Below are 19,526 nucleotides of genomic sequence, written 5' to 3'. Positions count from 1 at the left end.
TTTACGGTAAAATAGTAGGCGATGATGCATGATTAAAGCGAAGGAAGGAGGCCTGTAGTGAACATTTCCGGCATCGTATTTTTTCTGGCGATCGTGGTCGGCACGCTGATGATGACGTATTACGCGGCTGGCAGGACCACCAGTACCCACGATTTCTATGCGGCAGGCAATCGCCTGAACGGCCTTCAGAACGGGCTGGCGATCTCTGGCGACTATATGAGTGCAGCCTCCTTTCTCGGCATTGCCGGTTCGATTGCGGTGTATGGCTTTGACGGCTTCTTTTATTCGATCGGATTTCTGGCCTCCTATGTGATCGTTCAGTATTGGATCGCCGAACCGCTTCATAATTTGGGCCGGTACACGATGGCTGATGCGGTGGCGGTCCGGTTCCGGGAGCGGCGGCTGCGCGGGCTGATCGCACTGAACAATCTGATGATCACCGTCTTTTATATGATTGCCCAGCTCGTCGGTGCAGGCTGGCTCGTGCATCTCTTGTTCGGACTTGAGACCTCGTGGGCGATTGTGCTGGTGGGGATTCTGATGACGGTGTATGTCACCTTTGGCGGCATGCTGGCCACATCCTGGGTACAGATTGTGAAATCGATTCTACTCGTCAGCAGCACCTTTATTATTAGTCTGATCGTACTGGCCCGGTTCCGGTGGGACTTGCCGGGACTGTTCACAGCCATGCAAGAGGCAACGCCGCTGAAGGAGCGGTTTCTCCAGTCCGGGAACATGTTCGATCATCCGCTCGATATGCTGTCGTTTAATATGGCGCTGGTGCTGGGAACGGCAGGGCTTCCGCATATCATCGCCCGTTTCTATACGGTGCGGGACCCGCTGGCGGTCAGGCTGTCGGTGAAGACAGCTACGCTGACCATCGGCATTTTCTATGCGATGACCATATTCCTCGGGTTCGGGGCAGCCGCCTTTGTGGATTGGTCGGCATTGTCGGAACGGGTGGAGCTGGCGATACCGCTGCTTGCAAGCGCCCTGGGCGGCGAGTTTCTGATGGCGTTTGTGTCGGCGGTGGCTTTTGCCACAATTTTGGCCGTCATTTCGGGCCTGGTGTTAACCGCCTCATCCGCGTTCGCTCACGATGTGTACAGCAGCATATTCCGCGGCGGCCAGGCGAGCGAGAAGCAGCAGATGCGGGTTGCCAAACTGTCTGCCATAGCGGTCGGGCTGGCCTCCATCGTGCTTGCGCTGGGTGCGCAAAAGCTCAACGTGGCGTTCCTGGTCTCGTTTGCCTTTGCAGTTGCCGCCTCCGCCAATCTGCCGGTGCTGTTGTTCACGCTGTTTTGGCCCCGTTTTAATACGGCTGGCGCCATGCTGAGCATCGCCTGCGGCCTCGTAACATCGCTGGCCTTCATTGCGCTCGGCCCGAACGTCATGGACCCGGAATCCGGATGGATCCGGGCCGAGGCGATATTTCCGCTCAAGCATCCCGGCATTGTCTCGATTCCGAGCGGATTTGCCGGCGGTATCATCGGATCGCTGCTGGCGGGGCGAGTCAGCTCGAAGGGACAGTTTGAGGTGATGCAGACGATCGCCCATGTCGGTTCCGTTGACCGAAAGAAGGCTTGAGGCGGGGATAGTGCCGCTAATCAAGCGGGGTTCACGAGCGGGCGGAGAACAGGTCAGGCTCCAGCGATAGAATACGAAGCGGCAGCCTGCAGCAATGCCTTCGGTCACGAAGGGCTGCTGCGAGCTGCCGCTATTAGGTCTGTTGTATTTGAGATCAAGGAGATTATTTAATGCCGATCCGCATGCGGTAGCTAAACATGAGCGGAAGCGTCCGGCCTTGGAAATAGTCCGTGACCAGCGCCTGAAATTGATCCAGCTTCGCATGGATTTCCGGCAGGTTCAGCTTGAAGACGGTCTGAATTCCGCCTTGGCTGACAGCAAGGCCAATATAACGCTCGGCTGTAAAAGGCTCAGTGTGATGGAACACAATTTCCTTGGTGAATCGAAAATGTCCGCTCTCCCGGATATGCTTCAGATGCTCGTCCTTATTGCCTTTATAAGCCTGCTCCGCGGTATCGACATGGCGGTCGATCAATTGCTCGGAGAGCTCGATCAGTTCATGGTAGGCCAGTTCCACCTGCCAGTCCAGACTTGGCGGCCAGTCGCAATCGTAGGCGGCGAAGATGCCTCCCTCACGCAGGACGCGGGCAATTTCTTTCAAGGTGGACACCGGCTCCATCCAGTGGAACGACTGGGAGCAGGTGACAATCTCGGCCGCGCCGTCCGGCAGTTCCAGCTGATTGGAATAGCCGGGAACAAAGGACATCTCGGCCGCTTGAACCTGATCGTCTGTGGGCGCACCTGCCAGCGACATCAGCTTGTCTACCGCTTTGCTCCGCATATCGTCGTTCGGCTCGACCCCGATAATTCGTGCTGCGGTATCTCTCCACACGAAGCTGGACAAGCCGGTACCGCTGCCGATATCAACAACGAGAGAAGGCCTGTGCCCGAGATATTGGGTCAATAGGGTAACGACTTCCTGCGGAGCCTCGGGGCGATGCTGGTCATACGTGTCCTGGAACCCGTTGAAACGCTGCACGTTGCTCAGGCGATTGCCTTCGGGCACGGTTGTGGCGGATGGAACTTTGCTTGTTTCCTCTGTCATTGCAAGGTCATCTCCTTTTGTCTCTGATTCGACTCGCGCATGCATTCACACGGGCTGCCGATGTGTCATCGGCATCGTGGATCATTTGCGGCTTATACGACTATTTATTGAGCGAGCTCCTGATGCGGTTATAACGATCATATCATGCCTGAGCGATGCCAGTCATTGGGCTGGAGATATTCGCGAATAAAGGGCGGTCTAAACGGTTATGGGTAGTATACATAAGGCGCGGGCATGTACAATAGAATCAACATAAGTCGAAGACGTACGGCTGGCGGCAGAGGGTAAATGACGGCGGAGTCCTTAGCGCAGGATGACCGGCACGCATAGCCTGATGCTGAGAAGCGCACAGATCGACAGAGGCCGGGCAACCGAACAACCGGCCATCCGGACATCCGGCAAACCGGCCCGGGCCGCAGGCTCAGATAAGAACAGGAACAGGAAGAGGGAATTACAATGACAGCAACGATGCATAAAGGGATATTTTTTGATGTGGATGATACGTTATACGACCATTTGACTCCGTTTCGGGGGGCTGTGCAGGAGGTGGCCCAGCCTGCAGATTCATTTCCGTATGAAGCGGCATATCACCGGATGCGGTATTATAGCGACCGCTTGTCCGAGGAGCTTGGCGGCGCGGGGGCGGCGGCCTACGGGGAGGCGGTACGAGAGATGCGCGTGCGCCGTTTCCAGCTGGCGCTGGCGGAGTTCGGCATTGCACTGGATGAGAAGCAAGCGGAAGCGGTTCAGCGTGTTTATCATGAGCGCCAATTCCGCATCGAGATGTTTGATGGCGCTCGGGAGCTGCTGCGGACGCTGGTTGAAGCCGGTCATATCATCGGGCTGATTACGAACGGGCCTGAGGCGCATCAGATGAACAAGATCAGGGCGATGAACCTGGGCGATCTTATCCCGCCGGAGCGGCTGTTTGTATCAGGCGCGGTGGGATGGGACAAGCCGGACGCCCGAATCTTCCGGCATGTGAACGAGGCGACAGGAACGCGGCCGGAACACAGTTATTACATTGGCGACTCCTGGCGCAACGATGTGGTTGGCGCGCTGGCCGCAGGATGGCATGTCATCTGGTTCAATCACCGCGGTGTGAAGCCCGAATCGGATCATGAGCCGCATCATGTGGCGGCGAGCTATAAGGAGCTGGGTGAGCTTCTTGCCCGGCTTGGATGCGTATAGGCGTGCACATGGCAGGCGGTCGGTCAACTTGCTCATGCCGTCCTGTAGTGCTGCTGTGCCGCTAGCTTCTATATTCCAATTCATTCAGGCCGATCCTGCATTCAGGACGGTCTGCCAATATCCTGCCTTGTATAAGCCCGCTCCTTCCTTCTGGATTCCCCCGCCCCTGTGCCTGAATGGGCATCCCCTCTACTCCGTATATTGCTTGCGAAACTTCAGCGGTGATATTCCGAAGCGGGCCGAGAAACGCCTGGTGAAATAGGGCGGATATTGAAATCCGACATGCTCGGCGATACGCGATATGGACCACGGAGTGGTCAGCAGCAGCCGCTTGGCTTGATCCAGCCGATACTGGAGCAGAAATTCGGCGGGAGTGATGCCATAGGCTGTCTTCATGCAGCGTGTCAAATAGTTATAGTGATAATGAAGCGCCTCGGATAATCGGGCATTGCTGATCGGCTCTCTGTAATGCCGTTTGATATACGCTTCAATCTGCTCAGCTACCTTGTGAACCCGGGTCTGCTCCTGGTCGATGCGGGATCGGTCCAGCAGCTGCATCAGCTCGATGAACAGCGTCTGCTCCCGCCAAAATGCAGTCGAACGCGGCTCCACCGTCAAGAGCTGCAACGCTTCCAAGAGACGGAATGCCTGCTCCGGGTCGGGCATCCGCCCTTGCTTCGGCAGCTGGATGCTGTGTGCCATCGGGCTGTCTTCACGGCTTGCATCCGGCTCGTGACACTGAAAGTGCAGCCAGTAAAAAGAGGACTCCTCCAGGCATCCCTGCACCGAATAATGATAGGCATCCGGGAGCAGAATGACCATATCGCCAGGCCCCAGCGCCCACTGCTGGCCTTCCTCTCCGAGATAGAGACATCCCTTGTCCACCATGATGAGATCGTATACCCCCAAGTTGCGCCGGCTCGGGTGACTGTCCCCGGGGGCATAGAAGGATCTGCCGGATTCTATATAGAAGGGCAGCGGGAGCGGGGAGAATGTCAGAAGGGAATGATCAGCCATTTGCCATCACCTGACCCTGTGTGAAATTGTATAAAAAACAAGCTCATATCTGTTATCGCTTTCATCTTATCACAAAACGTAAAATGGGAGGAGCAAGGGCTATTATATATCGTTCAAAGGAGTGTTTAATCATGCTCACGATCACGGCACCTTCCAAATCTGTTCCGCTTCAGCAAGTGAAGCTTGATGATCCGTTCTGGTCCCAATATGTGAAGCTGGTGAGAGAAGTTGTCATTCCATACCAATACGAGGCGCTGCACGACCGGATACCGGGGGTTGAGCCGAGCCACGCAATTGCGAATCTTCGGATCGCAGCCGGAAGAGCGCAGGGGGAATTCGGCGGGTTCGTATTCCAGGACAGCGATCTGGCCAAATGGATGGAGGCGGCCGCCTATTCCATCGCCGTACATCCGGATGCTGATCTGGAGAACAAGGTGGACGAAATTATAGATATGATTGAGGAGGCCCAGCAGCCGGACGGCTATTTTAATACGTATTTCACGATTAAAGAGCCACAGAAGCGCTGGACCAATCTGACCGATTGCCATGAGCTGTACTGTGCAGGGCACCTGATGGAGGCCGCTGTAGCTTATTATCAGGCAACCGGGAAGCGCAAGCTGCTGGATATTGTCTGCCGGTTCGCAGACTATATCGACGCTGTGTTCGGCCCGGAGGAAGGCAAGATTCACGGCTTTGACGGGCATCAGGAAATTGAGCTGGCGCTGGTGAAGCTATATGAAGTGACCGGGGAAGAAAGATATTTGAAATTGAGTCAGTATTTTATCGATCAGCGAGGCACCGAGCCGCACTTCTTCCTTGAGGAATGGGAACGGCGCGGCCGGACATCCTTCTTCTCGCGAACGTCAGCCCCGCCTCACCTGGACTATTACCAAAGCCATATTCCGGTCAGAGAGCAGCGGGAGGCTGTCGGCCACTCGGTTCGAGCGGTGTATATGTATACGGCGATGGCTGATCTGGCGGCCCGCACGAACGATGCGCAGCTGCTTGAGGCTTGTCAGGCGCTATGGCGCAACATTGTCCATAAGCAGATGTATGTTACAGGCGGGATCGGTTCCACCCATCACGGCGAGGCGTTCACCTTCGACTATGATCTGCCTAACGATACCGTCTATTCAGAAACATGCGCCTCCATCGGGCTGATCTTCTTCGCGCGCCGCATGCTGCAGCTGTTCCCGAATTCCGAATATGCCGATGTGATGGAGCGGGCGCTGTACAACACAGTGATCGGAAGCATGGCCAAGGACGGCAGACATTTCTTCTACGTCAATCCGCTCGAGGTATGGCCGGATGCGTCCCGGAAGAACCCTGGCAAGCACCATATTAAGCCGGTTCGGCCAGGCTGGTTCGCCTGCGCATGCTGCCCGCCTAATGTAGCCCGATTGATGTCTTCGCTCGGCGAGTATGTGTACACCTCAAGCTCGGATACGCTATTCACTCACCTGTATATCGGCGGCGAAGCCAACGTGAATTTCGGGGACGTCCCGGTGAAGGTTGTGCAGAACAGCGACTTGCCGTGGGGCAGCAGCGTCAGCATGACCGTTCAGCCTGAACAGGAGACCGAATGGACAATCGCTGTCCGTATCCCGGGCTGGTCGCGCGGCCAAGCGGTCCTGCGGGTGAACGGAGAAGAGATGGATCTGAATGCGGTGGTGAAGGACGGATATGCTTACCTTCGCCGGGTGTGGGCAGATGGCGATACACTGAGTCTGGAGCTGTCCACGGCGGTTCAGGTGCTGCGCTCGCATCCTCATCTGCGGGCCAATGCGGGAAAAGTTGCAATCCAGCGGGGGCCGATTGTTTATTGCCTGGAGAGCGTCGATCATGGCGCGCCGGTTTCCTCGATATTGCTGGCATCCGAGCCGAATCTGAAGGCACAGTTCCATCCGGATCTTCTGGGCGGTGCGACCGTCATTGAAGGTGAAGGTTGGCTCGAGGAAAGCGATGATTGGAAGGATGATCTATACCGGGCCTCTGCGAAGAAGCTGCGTCCGGTTACGATTAAGGCCATCCCTTATTATCTGTGGGGCAATCGCGGCGAGAATGAAATGGCCGTCTGGATTCGTGAAGCTCCCGCCCTGACCTGACCTGATTCATCATTATAATCTCTAGGCTCCATCATTCCTGCACAACGAACAGCGGGACTTCGTATCCTATCGGTTACGAAGCCCCGCTGTTTTGCCGTCCGGTTCGAGCACGAGCACAATAGACCAGCAATCGCCCTTCTCCTATCTTTCAGGTCATCCCACAAGCTTGTGTGCTCATTCGTTCCCTAATGCGAACCTGATCCGCAGCATCATGGCCTGGCCCATCACGTGTGGTCAAGCGCATATGCTGCCGTAACTCGATGACTGCGCCGCCGCTGCATAGCATCTTCTACGGTTCCAGAAGCTTCCGAACGGAGGCTTCAATCTTCTCCGGCGTATCCGTCGGCGCAAAGCGCTGGACGACCTTGCCGCTGCGGTCAATCAGAAATTTGGTGAAATTCCATTTAATCGCCTTGATCCCGAGCGCGCCTGGAGCCTCCTCGGTCAGATGCTTGAACAGGGGGTGAGCATCTGCTCCAAGCACATCGATTCTTGCAAACAGCGGAAAGGAAACGCCAAAATTCAACTTGCAGGCTTCCTCAATCGCCGAGTTATCCTCCAGCTCCTGATTCATGAACTGATTGCTCGGAAAGCCGAGCACGGCAAAGCCTTGATCCCGGTACGTCTGATACAGCTTCTCCAGACCTGTAAACTGAGGGGCGAAACCGCATTTCGTGGCGGTATTGACGATCAGCAGCACCTGTCCTTTGTAGGGCGCCAGCGTTTGCTGCTCTCCCCGGATCGTTGTGACTTCAATGTCGAATAAACTCATCCCTATCATTGCCTCCTTTCACCTTCCTGAGGTGATGTTGTACGCGCCTGTTTCAGACTTCTCTCTGTTTCATCTCTGCTTCGAATCCCGGCTTGTTAGCTTTAGGTTATCCGCTTTCCCAACGGATTGCAAATGGGGATCGCAGCGCATAACAACAAGCCGGATGAGATGTCCGACATAATTTCACCAGGAAAAAATTACATCAAAACATGGACGAAACGGCCGGCTTGTGATAATAGTTAATTGAGGATTTTGTAAAATCCTGACTGAAGTATGAGGAATTAGGGGGACGTCATGAGTCTGAAAAGCCAAATGCTCAAGTCAACGCTGATCAGCGTTTTTGCCTTTATGCTGGTTGTACTGATTGTCCTGATTCCACGGGACTTGAATATGAGAATTGAAGGCTATATCGTTGTAGCCGACCCGGCCTTCAAGTGGAGTCAATTTACGGAGAATGTCTATCAGTTTTTTAGCAACGCGATTGCCAGTGGCAGCCTCGGACCGTCCCGATACCAAGGACAATCTGCGGAGGCGGCCGCTTTCGAAGCCGTGGGGATGAGCCTGCTGGTTATTGTTTCTGCTCTGTTCTTGGGGCTGGTGTTTGGCGTTCTGAAAGGGGTTGCCGATTATAAGCTGTCCAAGACCAAATTCAGCGTGTTCGGGAATTGGACAACCTGGCTCTTCCAGTCGATGCCGGATTTCTTCCTGATGCTGGTGATCCAGTGGTATCTCGTCAAGCATGTCCCGTTCATTCGTTACTTTGCGGTTGAGGGATGGGAGGCTTTTGTCATTCCGGCGCTGCTGGTGTCAATCTATCCCGTCGTTTACATAGCAAGAATTACTTCCAGCTCGCTCGCGGCCCAGGAGGGGAAGCTGTACATTATGCTGGCCAAGGCGAAGGGGCTGAGAGACAGGGTGATTGTCTTCAAGCATATGCTGTTAAACGGCATCGGCCTTATATTGACCCACCTGCCCGGGCTGCTCGTATACATATTGTCGAACCTGTTCATCGTCGAGCTTTACCGCAACTATCCCGGCGCGTCCTGGCGCTTGGTCCAGGCCCTCGACTTTAATGCGTATACAGGGACGGGGCCAGGTTATGAACCAGGGATTATTATCTATATCTGTTTTAGCTTTATGGTGCTGTTTCTGCTGGTGCAGTGGATCAGCCATATGGCTCGTCGTTTTTTGGGACCGCAATAAGGGAGGAAGTATCGTTGAAGAATGTTCCATTGTGGCTAGGCGGATTCTTAATCGCATTTCTTTTATTTGTAGCGTTTATCGGACCTTATCTGCCCATGATTGACATGGAGCTGAATCAGGAGCGGTCGCGCTGGGTTACGGAGGACAAGCTGGCCCTGCCCGCATTCAAACCATCGGCGAAGAACTGGCTTGGCACGGACAAGAACGGTGTGGACAATCTAAGCAAGCTTGTGGTGGCGGCGAAAAGCACTCTGTTCATGGTAACCGCCATTGCGGTCGTTCGCTATTTGATTGGCGTGCCGCTCGGATTGCTGGCGAGGAAGAAGAGAGGTTTCTTCCACAGCCTGGTCTCCTTTATGGAGCAGATATTCTCATTCATGCCGCCGATATTTGCCGCAGCACTGCTGCTGGCTATTCCGTTCTTCCTGTTTACGGAGAACCGGATTGCCTGGGCCATTGTGATCCTTGCAGCTGTTGAGGCAGGCAGGGTGGCAACAACGGTGCAGGAGCAGGCTAATCAGCTGTCCCGGGAACCATTTATGGAAGCGGGCATTGCGCTGGGTCTCACTTCCCGCAAGCTGATGAGGAATTATTATTTGCCAGCGCTGGTTCCGCAGCTGATCGTCAACTTCTGTATGGATATGGGCAAAGCGATGCTGCTTCTGGGTCAGCTGGCGATCATAGGGATCTTCATCTCCCACGAGTGGAAAGAAGTTGAAGAGTACACGATGCAGTTTGTGGAGACCGGGGTGAACTGGGCTACCTTGCTGTCCAGTAACCGCATGGACATCTACCTTGGCAAAATGGAGTTTGTCATCTATCCCGCCGGTGCCATGATGCTGGCTATCATCGCGTTCAACCTGTTCGGCGAGGGGCTGCGCCGTCACTTTCAACTGAAGGGCTGATGGCGGTTTCGCCCTGCCCGGAACGTTCATTCAGGCTGTGCCCAGACGGATACGCTGCCTCCATTTACCGGAAATACAGCATATCCGTCCGGTCCAATTGTGATCCGGTCGCTTCGCGCTTGCGTCAGATCCACCCACACCTCGCCGGCGCGGTGCTCGCCGACATGCATTCGCTTCTCGCCCGCATCTCCGTTCGAGATGACGACTGCGCATCCGGAGCCGTCCATGTCCGGAAACCCCTTGCGCACCCAGCCGATGGTGTTCGGGTGGTCAAAGTAATCGATCTGCTCCCCGTATGCTTTGGACCGGCGGGCGTACAGGAGCGGATCGAGCACCTCCTTTTTGCCGGGAATAGGATGCTCCCCGCCAATCCCGTAGTAATCGCCGTAGAAAACAACCGGATAACCATCCTTCCGCAGCAGAATTAAAGCATAAGCGCTGGGCTTGAACCCGTCTTGAACCCAGGACTCCAGCGACTCCTGGGGCTGGGAGTCATGGTTGTCCACGAACGTGACGGCATGCAGCGGATGGGACTGCACCAGCGTGTCATCCAATATCGTGCGAAGATCGAATGCCCTTCCGCCCTGGGAGGCAGCTTGCAGCTTGTAATGCAGCGATACATCGAACAGATCGATTTTGTAATCTACCGTATCGAGGAAGTCCCGACAGTCCGCAAGGTCCGGATTCCAGAACTCTCCGAAGATATAGAAGTCCTCCCCGCGCTTTTTCTGCATCTCCACGGCAAATTGTTTAATGAAATCATGGTTGATATGCTTGATTGCATCCAGCCGGTAACCGCTGCACTGAATTGTATCGACCAGCCACTTGCCCCATTCAATCATCTCCTTGCGCACATCGGGATGCTCGTAATCCAGATTGGCGAACATGAGATAATCATAGTTGCCAAACTCATGATCCACCTTGTCATCCCAGCCCTTATGCTCCCCAACCATTCTATATATCCCGCTCTGCTGCCGAGATGCGTCATAGTCGGTGCCGTTAAAATGCTGAAAGTTCCATTTGAAGCTTGAATATTGATCCCCTCGACCGGGAAATGTGAACTTGGTCCATCCTTCAATCTCAAAGGGCTCGGATATGACCTTGTTGCGGTCCATCGCATCCACCTGGACAACCTGAAACCGCTCGGTTTCATCCGCGCCTGCCTTATGATTCATGACGAGGTCAACATAGCAGGCAACGCCGTGTTGCTGACAAGCGGCAATGGCGTCTACAAGCTCCTGCTTTGTCCCGTATTTCGTTCGGACTGAGCCTTTCTGGTCGAATTCCCCCAGATCATATAGATCATATACGCCATAGCCGTTATCTTCTGCAGAGAGGGCTTTGGTCACCGGCGGGAGCCAGACAGCGTCGATGCCGAGTTTGCTCAGTTCCGGAGCCAGTTCGCGGAGCCGGTTCCAATGTGAACCGTCCGCAGGCAGATGCCACTCAAAAAATTGCATCATCGTATGATTTTGATTCATCATGCAGCGCCTCCTAACAGTTCCATTTTGTCCGAAAAAAAGCCGAAACAGACTATAAGCACCCAAGACCTTTAATAACAACACACCTTAAACAATATTTCTGTCTCTTCGATGATTACAATGCGCGGGAGTCGTTAAAAATAGTACTGTTGCTTAACTGAATCTGCAAAAATTTAGAATAGAAGGAGGATCAGACGATGAAAACATGGAATACGATTGCGCTGCTGCTGCTCATTATCGGGGGCATCAACTGGCTGCTTGTAGGGTTGTTTCAATATGACCTTGTTGCAGGCATATTTGGCGGACAAACTTCAGGAGCCTCCCGTGTGATTTATACCTTGGTCGGTTTGTCCGCATTGTATTGTATTCGGCTCTTCGGATATGTAAGTAATGATGACAGATCTGCCGCCAGATAAGTCAATATATCTAACTCCAAATGTAACAAAATGAAAATTGCATGGATTACAGAAAGTTTACATGAAGAAAGGCCGTTTCCTTGAAAGGAAGCGGCCTTTCGGCATTTTCTTCGCATTGTCATTTCCGTAAGTGCCGATTAATACTAGTCAAATTCAACATATTCAACTAAAATGAACCATGTTAAAAGTGTAAAATCAGCGTAAAATACGATCTTAAAAACAACATATTTACGGATATGCCCGTCAGCTTCTAGAATAAACCCAACAGCCGCGCTGGACGCATTGATGATATGTAAATGATAAATTACATGACATAATATGATGTGTTCCAACGATGAAGCTGATTCCCTTAAAGAGAACGGAGACAAGAGACAACAGGCATAATCAAGGGAGAACTTGAAGGAAAGGGGGAGACAATGCCGCTCCGATTGTTCTTTATAGCCGTTTAGCTGTGAAGCGCATCATGCATGGCTTTCAGCAGCGTGCGCGTCTGATCACAGCTGTACTCCCAGAACATGATCCCTGCAAGGCCCTGATCCTGGATGTACTTGCACTTGTGGGCAAGAGATTCGGCATCATCATACGTAATGAAGCTGCTTCCATTAAATAAATAAGGAGCTTTGGCTTCATCGTCCCAGTACCTGGTGTACTCCGGATTGTTGAAGTACTCGGCAGCAAGCTGCGTATAGGTGGGCCCATATCCGCCCGGGCCAGGTGTCATCTGCAGGAGACCGTGATTGCGATCAGGGACATCCTTCCACATCCGGGAGTAGAATGCGGCACCGATGACAATTTTGTTCAGGGGCACACCCGCCTGGGTGAACAAGCGTACGGACTGATCGCTACTAATCCGGAACAAGTCGCCGGTGGAGGTGTACAGATTCGTATGATGCCCTGTCAGTGTCTGAAAGCCGCCGCGCATATCGTAGGTCATGAGCTGGACGAAATCGAGATAAGGGGCCACGCGATCCATTTCGGTACCATCAAGGTAATATTGATCGGCGCCGGCTGCGATGGTCAGCAAGTAATGCCGATGGCCTCTGCCGTACTGGTCCAGAGTGTCCCGCAGTTCTTGCAGGAGCAGCGTGAAATTCTCCTTGTCCTTCGGGGAGGCGGCAATGTTGGCCACCGCATAAGTCGGGTACTCCCAATCGAGATCTATGCCATCAAACGGATAACTTCTCAGGATCTCGATCGCGGACTCGCAGAAGCGTCTTCTGCCTTCGGCCGTCATGGCCGCTTCAGAGAAACCGCCGGCACCCCAGCCGCCTACGGACAGCAGAATGGTCAACTCGGCGTTGATCGACTTCAGACGAAGCAGTTCGCTTGCCGTTTCAGGATAAGGATACGTAATGGCTGCGTCCTGGACGTGACCAAACGCAACGTTCACATGGGTGAGGCGCTTCGCATCGTCGGCCGTAACCTCCGGCAGTGCATTTCTGCCTACATATCCGGCCAGAATTTTTGTAACCTTGGTCATGATCATTACCCCTTTCATCAAATCGAAGTGAAATGCATTTTTCCAAGAGTAAGTCCAGTTCCAGCATATGTCAACCCATGCACCAGAAGAGAAACAGATTTCACTGCCCTGGCTGGAAGCGGACAAACGGCTTATACCCAATTCGTTATAAAAGCGCTATCATTTTAGAAAATCAGCCTAGACGATATCACTGCAAAAGGAGGGGAAGTGATGCAGCAAGATGTTCAAGCCGCCTTGCCAAACAGCATGCCGGATCCGTCGGTTCCGGTTCAGAAGAAGAGGACGTTGTGGCGTAGAATCACCCGGAACTGGGAGCTGTATCTGTTCATCGCGCCAGCATTTTTCTACTTTCTGATCTTTCATTACGGCCCGATGTACGGGATCCAGATCGCTTTTAAAAACTTCATCCCTACGATGGGCATCACCGGAAGTCCCTGGGTTGGATTCGAACACTTTGTGCGTTTTTTCGACTCCTATTATTTCTGGGATTTGCTCTGGAACACTCTTAGCATCAGCTTGTATGAGCTTGCCGTCGGATTCCCGCTGCCCATTATTCTGGCGCTTGCCTTCAATGAGGTGAAGGATTCCTTCTTCAAGCGTACCGTGCAGACCGTCACTTACGCGCCGCACTTTATCTCGGTCGTTGTCATGTCCGGTATGATCATTACCTTTTTGTCGCCATCTTCAGGCATTATTGTGCATATGATTCAGTTTCTCGGCTTTGACGCTCCCCAGTTTCTGACCGATCCGGCCTGGTTCAAGACGGTGTATGTACTGTCCGGCGTGTGGCAGAGCACGGGATGGGGGACGATTATCTACCTGGCCGCATTATCGGCGGTCGATCCGCAGCTTCACGAAGCTGCCATTGTGGATGGCGCCAGCCGCTGGAGACGCATTATGCATATTAACATTCCGGCGATTGTACCGACCATTACCATTTTGCTGATTCTGAACATGGGCAGCATTCTCGGTGTAGGATTCGAGAAGATCCTGCTGTTGCAGAACCCGCTGAATATGGAGGCTTCCGATGTGATCTCCACCTTCGTCTACCGATCGGGATTGCTGGATGCGCAGTACAGCTTCTCTACCGCTGTCGGATTGTTCAACTCGGTGGTGAATGCGATTCTGCTCATCGTTGTCAACCAAATAGCCCGCCGGACAAGCGAAAACAGTCTGTGGTAGAAGGAGAAGGAGGGAGAAATCAATATGCCATCTGCAGTGAAAGAAAGCAGAGGAGATCGCTGGTTCCTGCTGTTTAACTACATGTATCTCCTATTTGCACTGGTCATTGTTCTGTATCCGCTGGTGTATATCATCAGCGCCTCAATCAGTGATCCGAGGTATGTCAGCTCAGGTGAAATGTGGCTTTTGCCCAAAGGCATTACGTTTGAAGGCTATGCCCGCGTATTCGAGAATTCGAAGATCTGGACGGGATACAAGAACACCATTATCTATGCGCTGGTCGGGACGGCCGTGAACCTGCTGGTGACGATGCCGGCGGCCTATGCGCTAAGCCGGAAGGACTTTGTCGGTCGGGGATTCTTCATGGGCATGTTCCTGGTGACGATGTTCTTCGGCGGGGGGCTTGTTCCAAGCTACCTGCTGGTGAAGGATCTGGGCATGGTCAACAGCATGTGGGCGCTTATTCTTCCCGGTGCTGCTTCGATCTGGAACATCATCGTGGCCCGTACGTTCTTCCAGTCGACGATTCCTAGAGAGCTGCAGGAAGCGGCTCATATTGACGGATGTACGAACCTCAGACTGTTTATGAAAATCGTGCTTCCGCTCTCGCTTCCCATCATCGCGGTGATGGCTCTATTCTATGGCGTCGGTCACTGGAACAGCTACTTCAGTGCCATGATCTATCTCAATGAGGAAGCGAAATATCCGCTTCAGATGATTCTGCGACAAATCCTGGTTCTGCAGGAGATGGGCTCGGAGATGACCGGACCGGTCAGCGGAGAGGTGGCACAGGCGCTGGCGAACAAGGCCGATGTCGCTGCGCTGGTCAAATATGCGGTCATCATCGTATCCACCCTGCCGGTCATTGCGGTATATCCGTTCCTGCAGCGTTATTTTGTACAGGGCGTGATGATCGGTTCGGTTAAAGGTTAACATCGCGCTGGCCATTCTTCACCTCGGTCAGACCGCGATGAAATAAATGAACATCACAAAAGGGAGGCTCTTATTATGCGAGGTTTAAAAAGAAAATGGGCAATTATTCTTACGTTTTCGATGCTCTTCTCGGTCTTGGCAGCTTGTGCTTCTTCTTCCCCTTCTACATCCGAACAGCCTGAAGCAGGCAGTGCAACGGGCAGCAATGTGAACAAGGAAGGGTTCCCGATTGTGAATGAGCCCATCACCTTAACGATGATGGCGAAGGATGCCGGGATGAAGAACTGGAATGAAATGCCGGTCATTCAAGAGATGGAGAAGCTGACCGGAATCAAGTTTGATTTCCGGAACGCACCGCTCGACAGCTTTGATACGAAGAAAAACCTCGTATTTGCAAGTGGCGACTACCCGGATGTCTTCTACGCCGCAGAGCTTACTCAAGACGAGGAAGTCCGGTATGGAGGCCAAGGGGTGCTGGTTCCTCTGGAAGACCTGATTGACGAATACGCACCGAATATTAAAAAGATACTCGATGAAAATCCGGAGATCCGCAAGTCGATCACAACCCCGGACGGGCATATTTATTCCCTGCCTCGCATCGACTTGTCCGCCGTATGGTATCGCGGTCCGATGTGGTATAACGGCGAATTCCTGAAAGCTCTGAACATGGACAAAATTCCGGAAACGACCGAAGAGCTCTACACGTATCTGAAACGCGTGAAGGAAGAAGATCCGAACGGCAACGGTCAGGCAGACGAAATTCCGTTCTCTTCCGTCAAACTGGATGATGTGCGAATGTTTATGCTGGGCTGGTGGGGCATTTACGGCGAGGTCATTTACGCAGACAAAAACCACAAAGTGAATTACACGCCGATGCAGGAAGGCTATAAAGGCTATCTGACATTCCTGAACCGGCTCTGGAACGACGGGTTGATGGATAAGGAAACGTTCTCCCAAACGGACGATCAGAAGAAATCCAAAGGGAAAAACAATCAGCTGGCCATCTTCTCAGACTTCCATCCGTACTTTACGCTTGGCGGGGATCCAAACCCTGAAGATGAAATGATGAAGCCACTGAAGAGTGAAATCGCAGATTCACCGGTATATGGCAAGCATCCTGGACTGTCCAGAGGCGCATTTGCCATTACAAATTCCAACAAGGCACCAGAAGCGACTATGCGCTGGATCGACTATCTGTACAGCTATGAAGGCGCCGTGCTGTTCGATCTGGGACCTGAAGGCATGCTGTGGAAATACACCGACAAGGACAACCGCGTGAAAGAAACCGTCCCAGTGGAAGGAGACCGCGAGGAATTCCGCGCGACGCTAACGCCGAACTATGGCATCGTGACACCGGGCATCGTGAACAATGATGTACAGAAGGGTCTGAAGACCGACTATGACGAGTTCCTGATCAAAGAAAATGAAGAGAAACTGCTGCCTTATGCGAAAGTTCCTTATCCGCTTGTATATCTGACTGCAGAGGAGACGGAGGAGATCAGCAAGCTTCGTTCCGATCTTGACACCTATGTTAAACAGATGGAGGCTAAATTCGTAATTGGCCAAGAGCCGCTGACGAACTGGGATGCCTACGTCGAGCAGATCAAGAAGATGGGCGGGGAGCGCATCGAGGAAATTTATCAGGCTGCCTACGATCGCTGGAACCAAAACCAATAAACTAAAATGGGTGATCTAAAAAAGCAACTCCCCCTTGAACCGGGGAGTTGCTTCCTATATATCGATATTCCGATATGAGCAGTGAGCAGCTCGGATAAGGACTAGTCCTCTTCATCATCGGCAAGCTCGGCCGCGCCGCTGTTCCCGTACTGCTTGCGGTACTGTCCCGGCGTACAGCCCATCTCTTTCTTGAACTTGCGGATGAAGTTCGGTGTATCCAGATAACCGACCCGGGTGATGATGTCCTTGAGCGGATCGCTGGTCTGAATCAGCTGGCGGATCACTTCGTCCATTCGCTTCTGCCATATATATTGCGAGAAATTGGTGCCTACCTTCTCTTTGAAGGAACGGCTGAAATAGGATGCCGAGATGGAGAATTTGGCTGAGATGGTGCCCAGGCTCAGCGTATAATCAGTGAAGTTCTCGTCGATGTAAGCGATGATTTTGTTGAGCAGGGTGTTCTCCTCGTATACGCTTTTTCGCTCGACATGATCACAGATTTCAGCGGCAAGCACATTCAGCTTCTTCTCCAGCTCCTCGAGAGAATCGAAGGAGGTCAGCTGAGGGAGCTGCTTCACCACATGATGAATGCCAAGCTCCGAGGCCATCTTCAGCATCGTATTCATAATGTCAAAGCAGATGCACCGCAGCAGCGCCACCGGGATCTTCTCGGTCTTGAGGCTGGCGATCGCCGTGTGAATCGTCTGCGCGGCAACCTTGTAGCTGCCCTGCTTCAGGCTCTGGTTGAGCTTCAGCAGCAGATCCTTCGGTATCCAGAAGGCAGGGTCCTGCACCTCGGATAATTTATCGAAGAAGCCGGTGCTTTCCTGGTTGTTCAGCATGCAGAAATCAAGTGCCGATGAGGCTTCGATATAGGATTGATGCAATTGCTCGGGACTGGTGTAGGCTGTCCCTACCCCGATCGCGAGAGGGACCGGCGAGTTGCTTCGTATTCTCGACCGCACGGCTTCCACGATTTGAACTCTGCGCTCGTACAATACGCTCGGGTCTTCGTTATCGGCGTCAAAGCCGATGATCAAGGCGAGCTGCTCTGGCTGCGGAAGCTCGACGCCATAGGCAGAAGCGGCATGCTCAGGAATGCTGATATCGGTAAAGAGCGGCACGATAGACGGTACAGGCTCCTCTTGCAGTTCGGCATCATGCGGTTCGGCCTTGGCTGTCTGGTCCCAGCTAATATGTATGACAAAATAATGCGAGTGCGGGAACCGGATGCCGAGCATGCTCTGCACCTCGGCCGTATAATCCCGGGAATGGCCGTATTTGAGCAGCATCAGCAAGTACTGGTTCCGGGCATAAGGCTCCTGAATATCGATGCGCTTGATGTAATTGTGCAGTGTTTTTTTGATCCAATCCAGCTCGTTGCTGGCCGGAGGCTCGGAAGATCGCTCGGTAAGGGTTTTCAATTTCACGATCTCCATTAGATCTGATATCGGGTGATACTGCCGTCTTGCGAGCAGGATCGCGATCAGTGTCCCCATCACCACAACCACCGAGAATACGAGCAGAATGAAGGTGCGGATATGGAGAATGCGCTCCTGGAACTGCTTGCTTGGCATCGCAGTCACGTAGGTCCAGCCGTTGTCTTCGGACTTGACGGAAACGACCGAGTGCTGCTCCTGATTCAGCGTAATGCTGTGAATGCCGGAAGTGAGCTGGTAGAGGGCATTCACCTCATCCGGGGTAACCGGCTCGCCGTGGCGGTTGGCAGCAAGCACATGGCCGTTGTCATCAAAGATGTAGGTCATCCCCTGGTAGTCGGTCAGAATGGAGTCGATCAGTCCGGTCAAGCTGGACTCGGGAATGAGATACATGACCGTGCCATGAGGATAAGGCTTGTTCGGTGTAATGGGCACGAGATACGCCATGAGCGATTGCTGCAGCTGCCCGTTGCGGTCTACGAGCTCTGATGGCCGCATGGTCGGGAAACGCACGTTGTTCAGATCGTTGATGAAGTCTTCTTTTTTCCAGCTGTGGAATTTGTAGCGGCCAAGAAACACCGACAAATCCTCCAGGCCCTTCGCCGAATAAATAAGGTCTTCCCCACGGAAATAAAGAAACAGCTCGTTGATGATGGAACTGGTAGCCTTGTACTTCTCCAGCGTACTGATCGCATCGCGGCTGTAGTAGGGATGATGCACGAGATAGGGTGTGAGCTGGCCATCGTAGGCAATCCGGGAGGCAATTTCGTGCAGTTCCTTCATGCGCTCGTCGATGACGGTCATCGCTTGCGTAAGCTGATTTACATTAGTGTGTTCGATTTCGGAGCGGAGGGTGTCAGTCGCATTCTGGTAGATAATAAACGTCAATATAACAAGAGGTATAAGGAAAATGGAGATGTAGGATAGCGTGTATTTCAGGAGTAGCTTGGATTTAAAGTGATTCCACTTCATCTTCATGTAGGTACCTCCTGTTAGCTTCTTATTTAAAAATAGTAAGAGAACTAGGGATATAAATCAATGCTCCGCATTCAACTTTCGCAGAAATTGATGAGGAGGATGAGGGAGGGAATCG

The 19,526-nt window shown here is 52.9% G+C and carries 15 protein-coding genes; 9 read left to right on the top strand and 6 right to left on the bottom strand.

Annotation, left to right across the window (positions count from 1 at the left end; all coding sequences use genetic code 11):
* Window positions 1–57: 57 nt before the first annotated feature.
* A complete protein-coding gene (locus tag CHH67_RS10105; RefSeq protein ID WP_095265042.1) occupies window positions 58–1,587 on the top strand; it encodes a solute symporter family protein in 1,530 nt (509 codons plus the stop codon).
* A 163-nt stretch (window positions 1,588–1,750) separates the two neighbouring features.
* Here the strand turns inward: CHH67_RS10105 and CHH67_RS10100 are convergent, their stop codons facing one another.
* Window positions 1,751–2,632: a class I SAM-dependent methyltransferase gene (locus CHH67_RS10100; RefSeq protein WP_095265041.1), complete on the bottom strand. Its 882-nt coding sequence runs from the start codon at window positions 2,630–2,632 to the stop codon at window positions 1,751–1,753.
* 456 nt (window positions 2,633–3,088) lie between these two features.
* On the opposite strand from CHH67_RS10100, the gene CHH67_RS10095 reads away from it, so the two are divergent.
* On the top strand, window positions 3,089–3,823 hold the full coding sequence (locus CHH67_RS10095) for an HAD family hydrolase (protein ID WP_095265040.1): 735 nt from the start codon (window positions 3,089–3,091) through the stop codon (window positions 3,821–3,823).
* A gap of 189 nt (window positions 3,824–4,012) precedes the next feature.
* On the opposite strand, the gene CHH67_RS10090 is transcribed toward CHH67_RS10095, so the two are convergent.
* Window positions 4,013–4,840, bottom strand: coding sequence for a helix-turn-helix transcriptional regulator (locus CHH67_RS10090; protein ID WP_095265039.1), 828 nt, complete (start codon window positions 4,838–4,840; stop codon window positions 4,013–4,015).
* A 131-nt stretch (window positions 4,841–4,971) separates the two neighbouring features.
* On the opposite strand from CHH67_RS10090, the gene CHH67_RS10085 reads away from it, so the two are divergent.
* Window positions 4,972–6,945 (top strand): glycoside hydrolase family 127 protein, encoded by a 1,974-nt coding sequence (locus CHH67_RS10085; protein WP_095265038.1) that lies wholly within the window; start codon window positions 4,972–4,974, stop codon window positions 6,943–6,945.
* A gap of 289 nt (window positions 6,946–7,234) precedes the next feature.
* On the opposite strand, the gene CHH67_RS10080 is transcribed toward CHH67_RS10085, so the two are convergent.
* Window positions 7,235–7,717 carry a glutathione peroxidase gene (locus CHH67_RS10080; RefSeq protein WP_095265037.1) on the bottom strand — a complete coding sequence of 161 codons (483 nt, stop codon included), beginning with the start codon at window positions 7,715–7,717 and terminating at the stop codon, window positions 7,235–7,237.
* Window positions 7,718–8,011: 294 nt separating this feature from the next.
* On the opposite strand from CHH67_RS10080, the gene CHH67_RS10075 reads away from it, so the two are divergent.
* Window positions 8,012–8,920, top strand: a complete 909-nt coding sequence (locus CHH67_RS10075; protein WP_095265036.1) for an ABC transporter permease subunit — start codon at window positions 8,012–8,014, stop codon at window positions 8,918–8,920.
* Between the two features lie 14 nt (window positions 8,921–8,934).
* Window positions 8,935–9,825, top strand: a complete 891-nt coding sequence (locus CHH67_RS10070; RefSeq protein ID WP_095265035.1) for an ABC transporter permease — start codon at window positions 8,935–8,937, stop codon at window positions 9,823–9,825.
* 26 nt (window positions 9,826–9,851) lie between these two features.
* Here CHH67_RS10070 and CHH67_RS10065 read toward each other — a convergent pair whose 3' ends face one another.
* The gene (locus tag CHH67_RS10065) at window positions 9,852–11,306 is read right to left on the bottom strand and encodes an alpha-amylase (protein WP_095265119.1); all 1,455 of its coding nucleotides are present in this window, start codon (window positions 11,304–11,306) and stop codon (window positions 9,852–9,854) included.
* A 197-nt stretch (window positions 11,307–11,503) separates the two neighbouring features.
* On the opposite strand from CHH67_RS10065, the gene CHH67_RS10060 reads away from it, so the two are divergent.
* Window positions 11,504–11,722, top strand: coding sequence for a DUF378 domain-containing protein (locus CHH67_RS10060; protein WP_095265034.1), 219 nt, complete (start codon window positions 11,504–11,506; stop codon window positions 11,720–11,722).
* 445 nt (window positions 11,723–12,167) lie between these two features.
* Here the strand turns inward: CHH67_RS10060 and CHH67_RS10055 are convergent, their stop codons facing one another.
* Complete coding sequence (locus tag CHH67_RS10055) at window positions 12,168–13,202, bottom strand: glycoside hydrolase family 18 protein (RefSeq protein WP_095265033.1); 1,035 nt, start codon at window positions 13,200–13,202, stop codon at window positions 12,168–12,170.
* Between the two features lie 210 nt (window positions 13,203–13,412).
* Here CHH67_RS10055 and CHH67_RS10050 point away from each other — a divergent pair, with 210 nt between their 5' ends.
* The 3 genes from CHH67_RS10050 to CHH67_RS10040 all read left to right on the top strand — a co-directional run bounded on the left by CHH67_RS10050 (window position 13,413) and on the right by CHH67_RS10040 (window position 16,994).
* Window positions 13,413–14,384, top strand: coding sequence for an ABC transporter permease (locus CHH67_RS10050; RefSeq protein WP_095265032.1), 972 nt, complete (start codon window positions 13,413–13,415; stop codon window positions 14,382–14,384).
* Between the two features lie 24 nt (window positions 14,385–14,408).
* Window positions 14,409–15,317, top strand: a complete 909-nt coding sequence (locus CHH67_RS10045) for a carbohydrate ABC transporter permease (protein WP_095265031.1) — start codon at window positions 14,409–14,411, stop codon at window positions 15,315–15,317.
* Window positions 15,318–15,392: 75 nt separating this feature from the next.
* Window positions 15,393–16,994, top strand: a complete 1,602-nt coding sequence (locus CHH67_RS10040) for an extracellular solute-binding protein (protein WP_095265030.1) — start codon at window positions 15,393–15,395, stop codon at window positions 16,992–16,994.
* 101 nt (window positions 16,995–17,095) lie between these two features.
* Here CHH67_RS10040 and CHH67_RS10035 read toward each other — a convergent pair whose 3' ends face one another.
* Window positions 17,096–19,405, bottom strand: coding sequence for a helix-turn-helix domain-containing protein (locus CHH67_RS10035; protein WP_095265118.1), 2,310 nt, complete (start codon window positions 19,403–19,405; stop codon window positions 17,096–17,098).
* Window positions 19,406–19,526: the final 121 nt, after the last annotated feature.

This window comes from Paenibacillus campinasensis, assembly GCF_002272015.1.
GTDB lineage: Bacteria > Bacillota > Bacilli > Paenibacillales > Paenibacillaceae > Paenibacillus_AQ > Paenibacillus_AQ campinasensis.
Note: the sequence above shows the minus strand (reverse complement) of the source record. Positions and strands in the feature narration are given on the sequence as shown.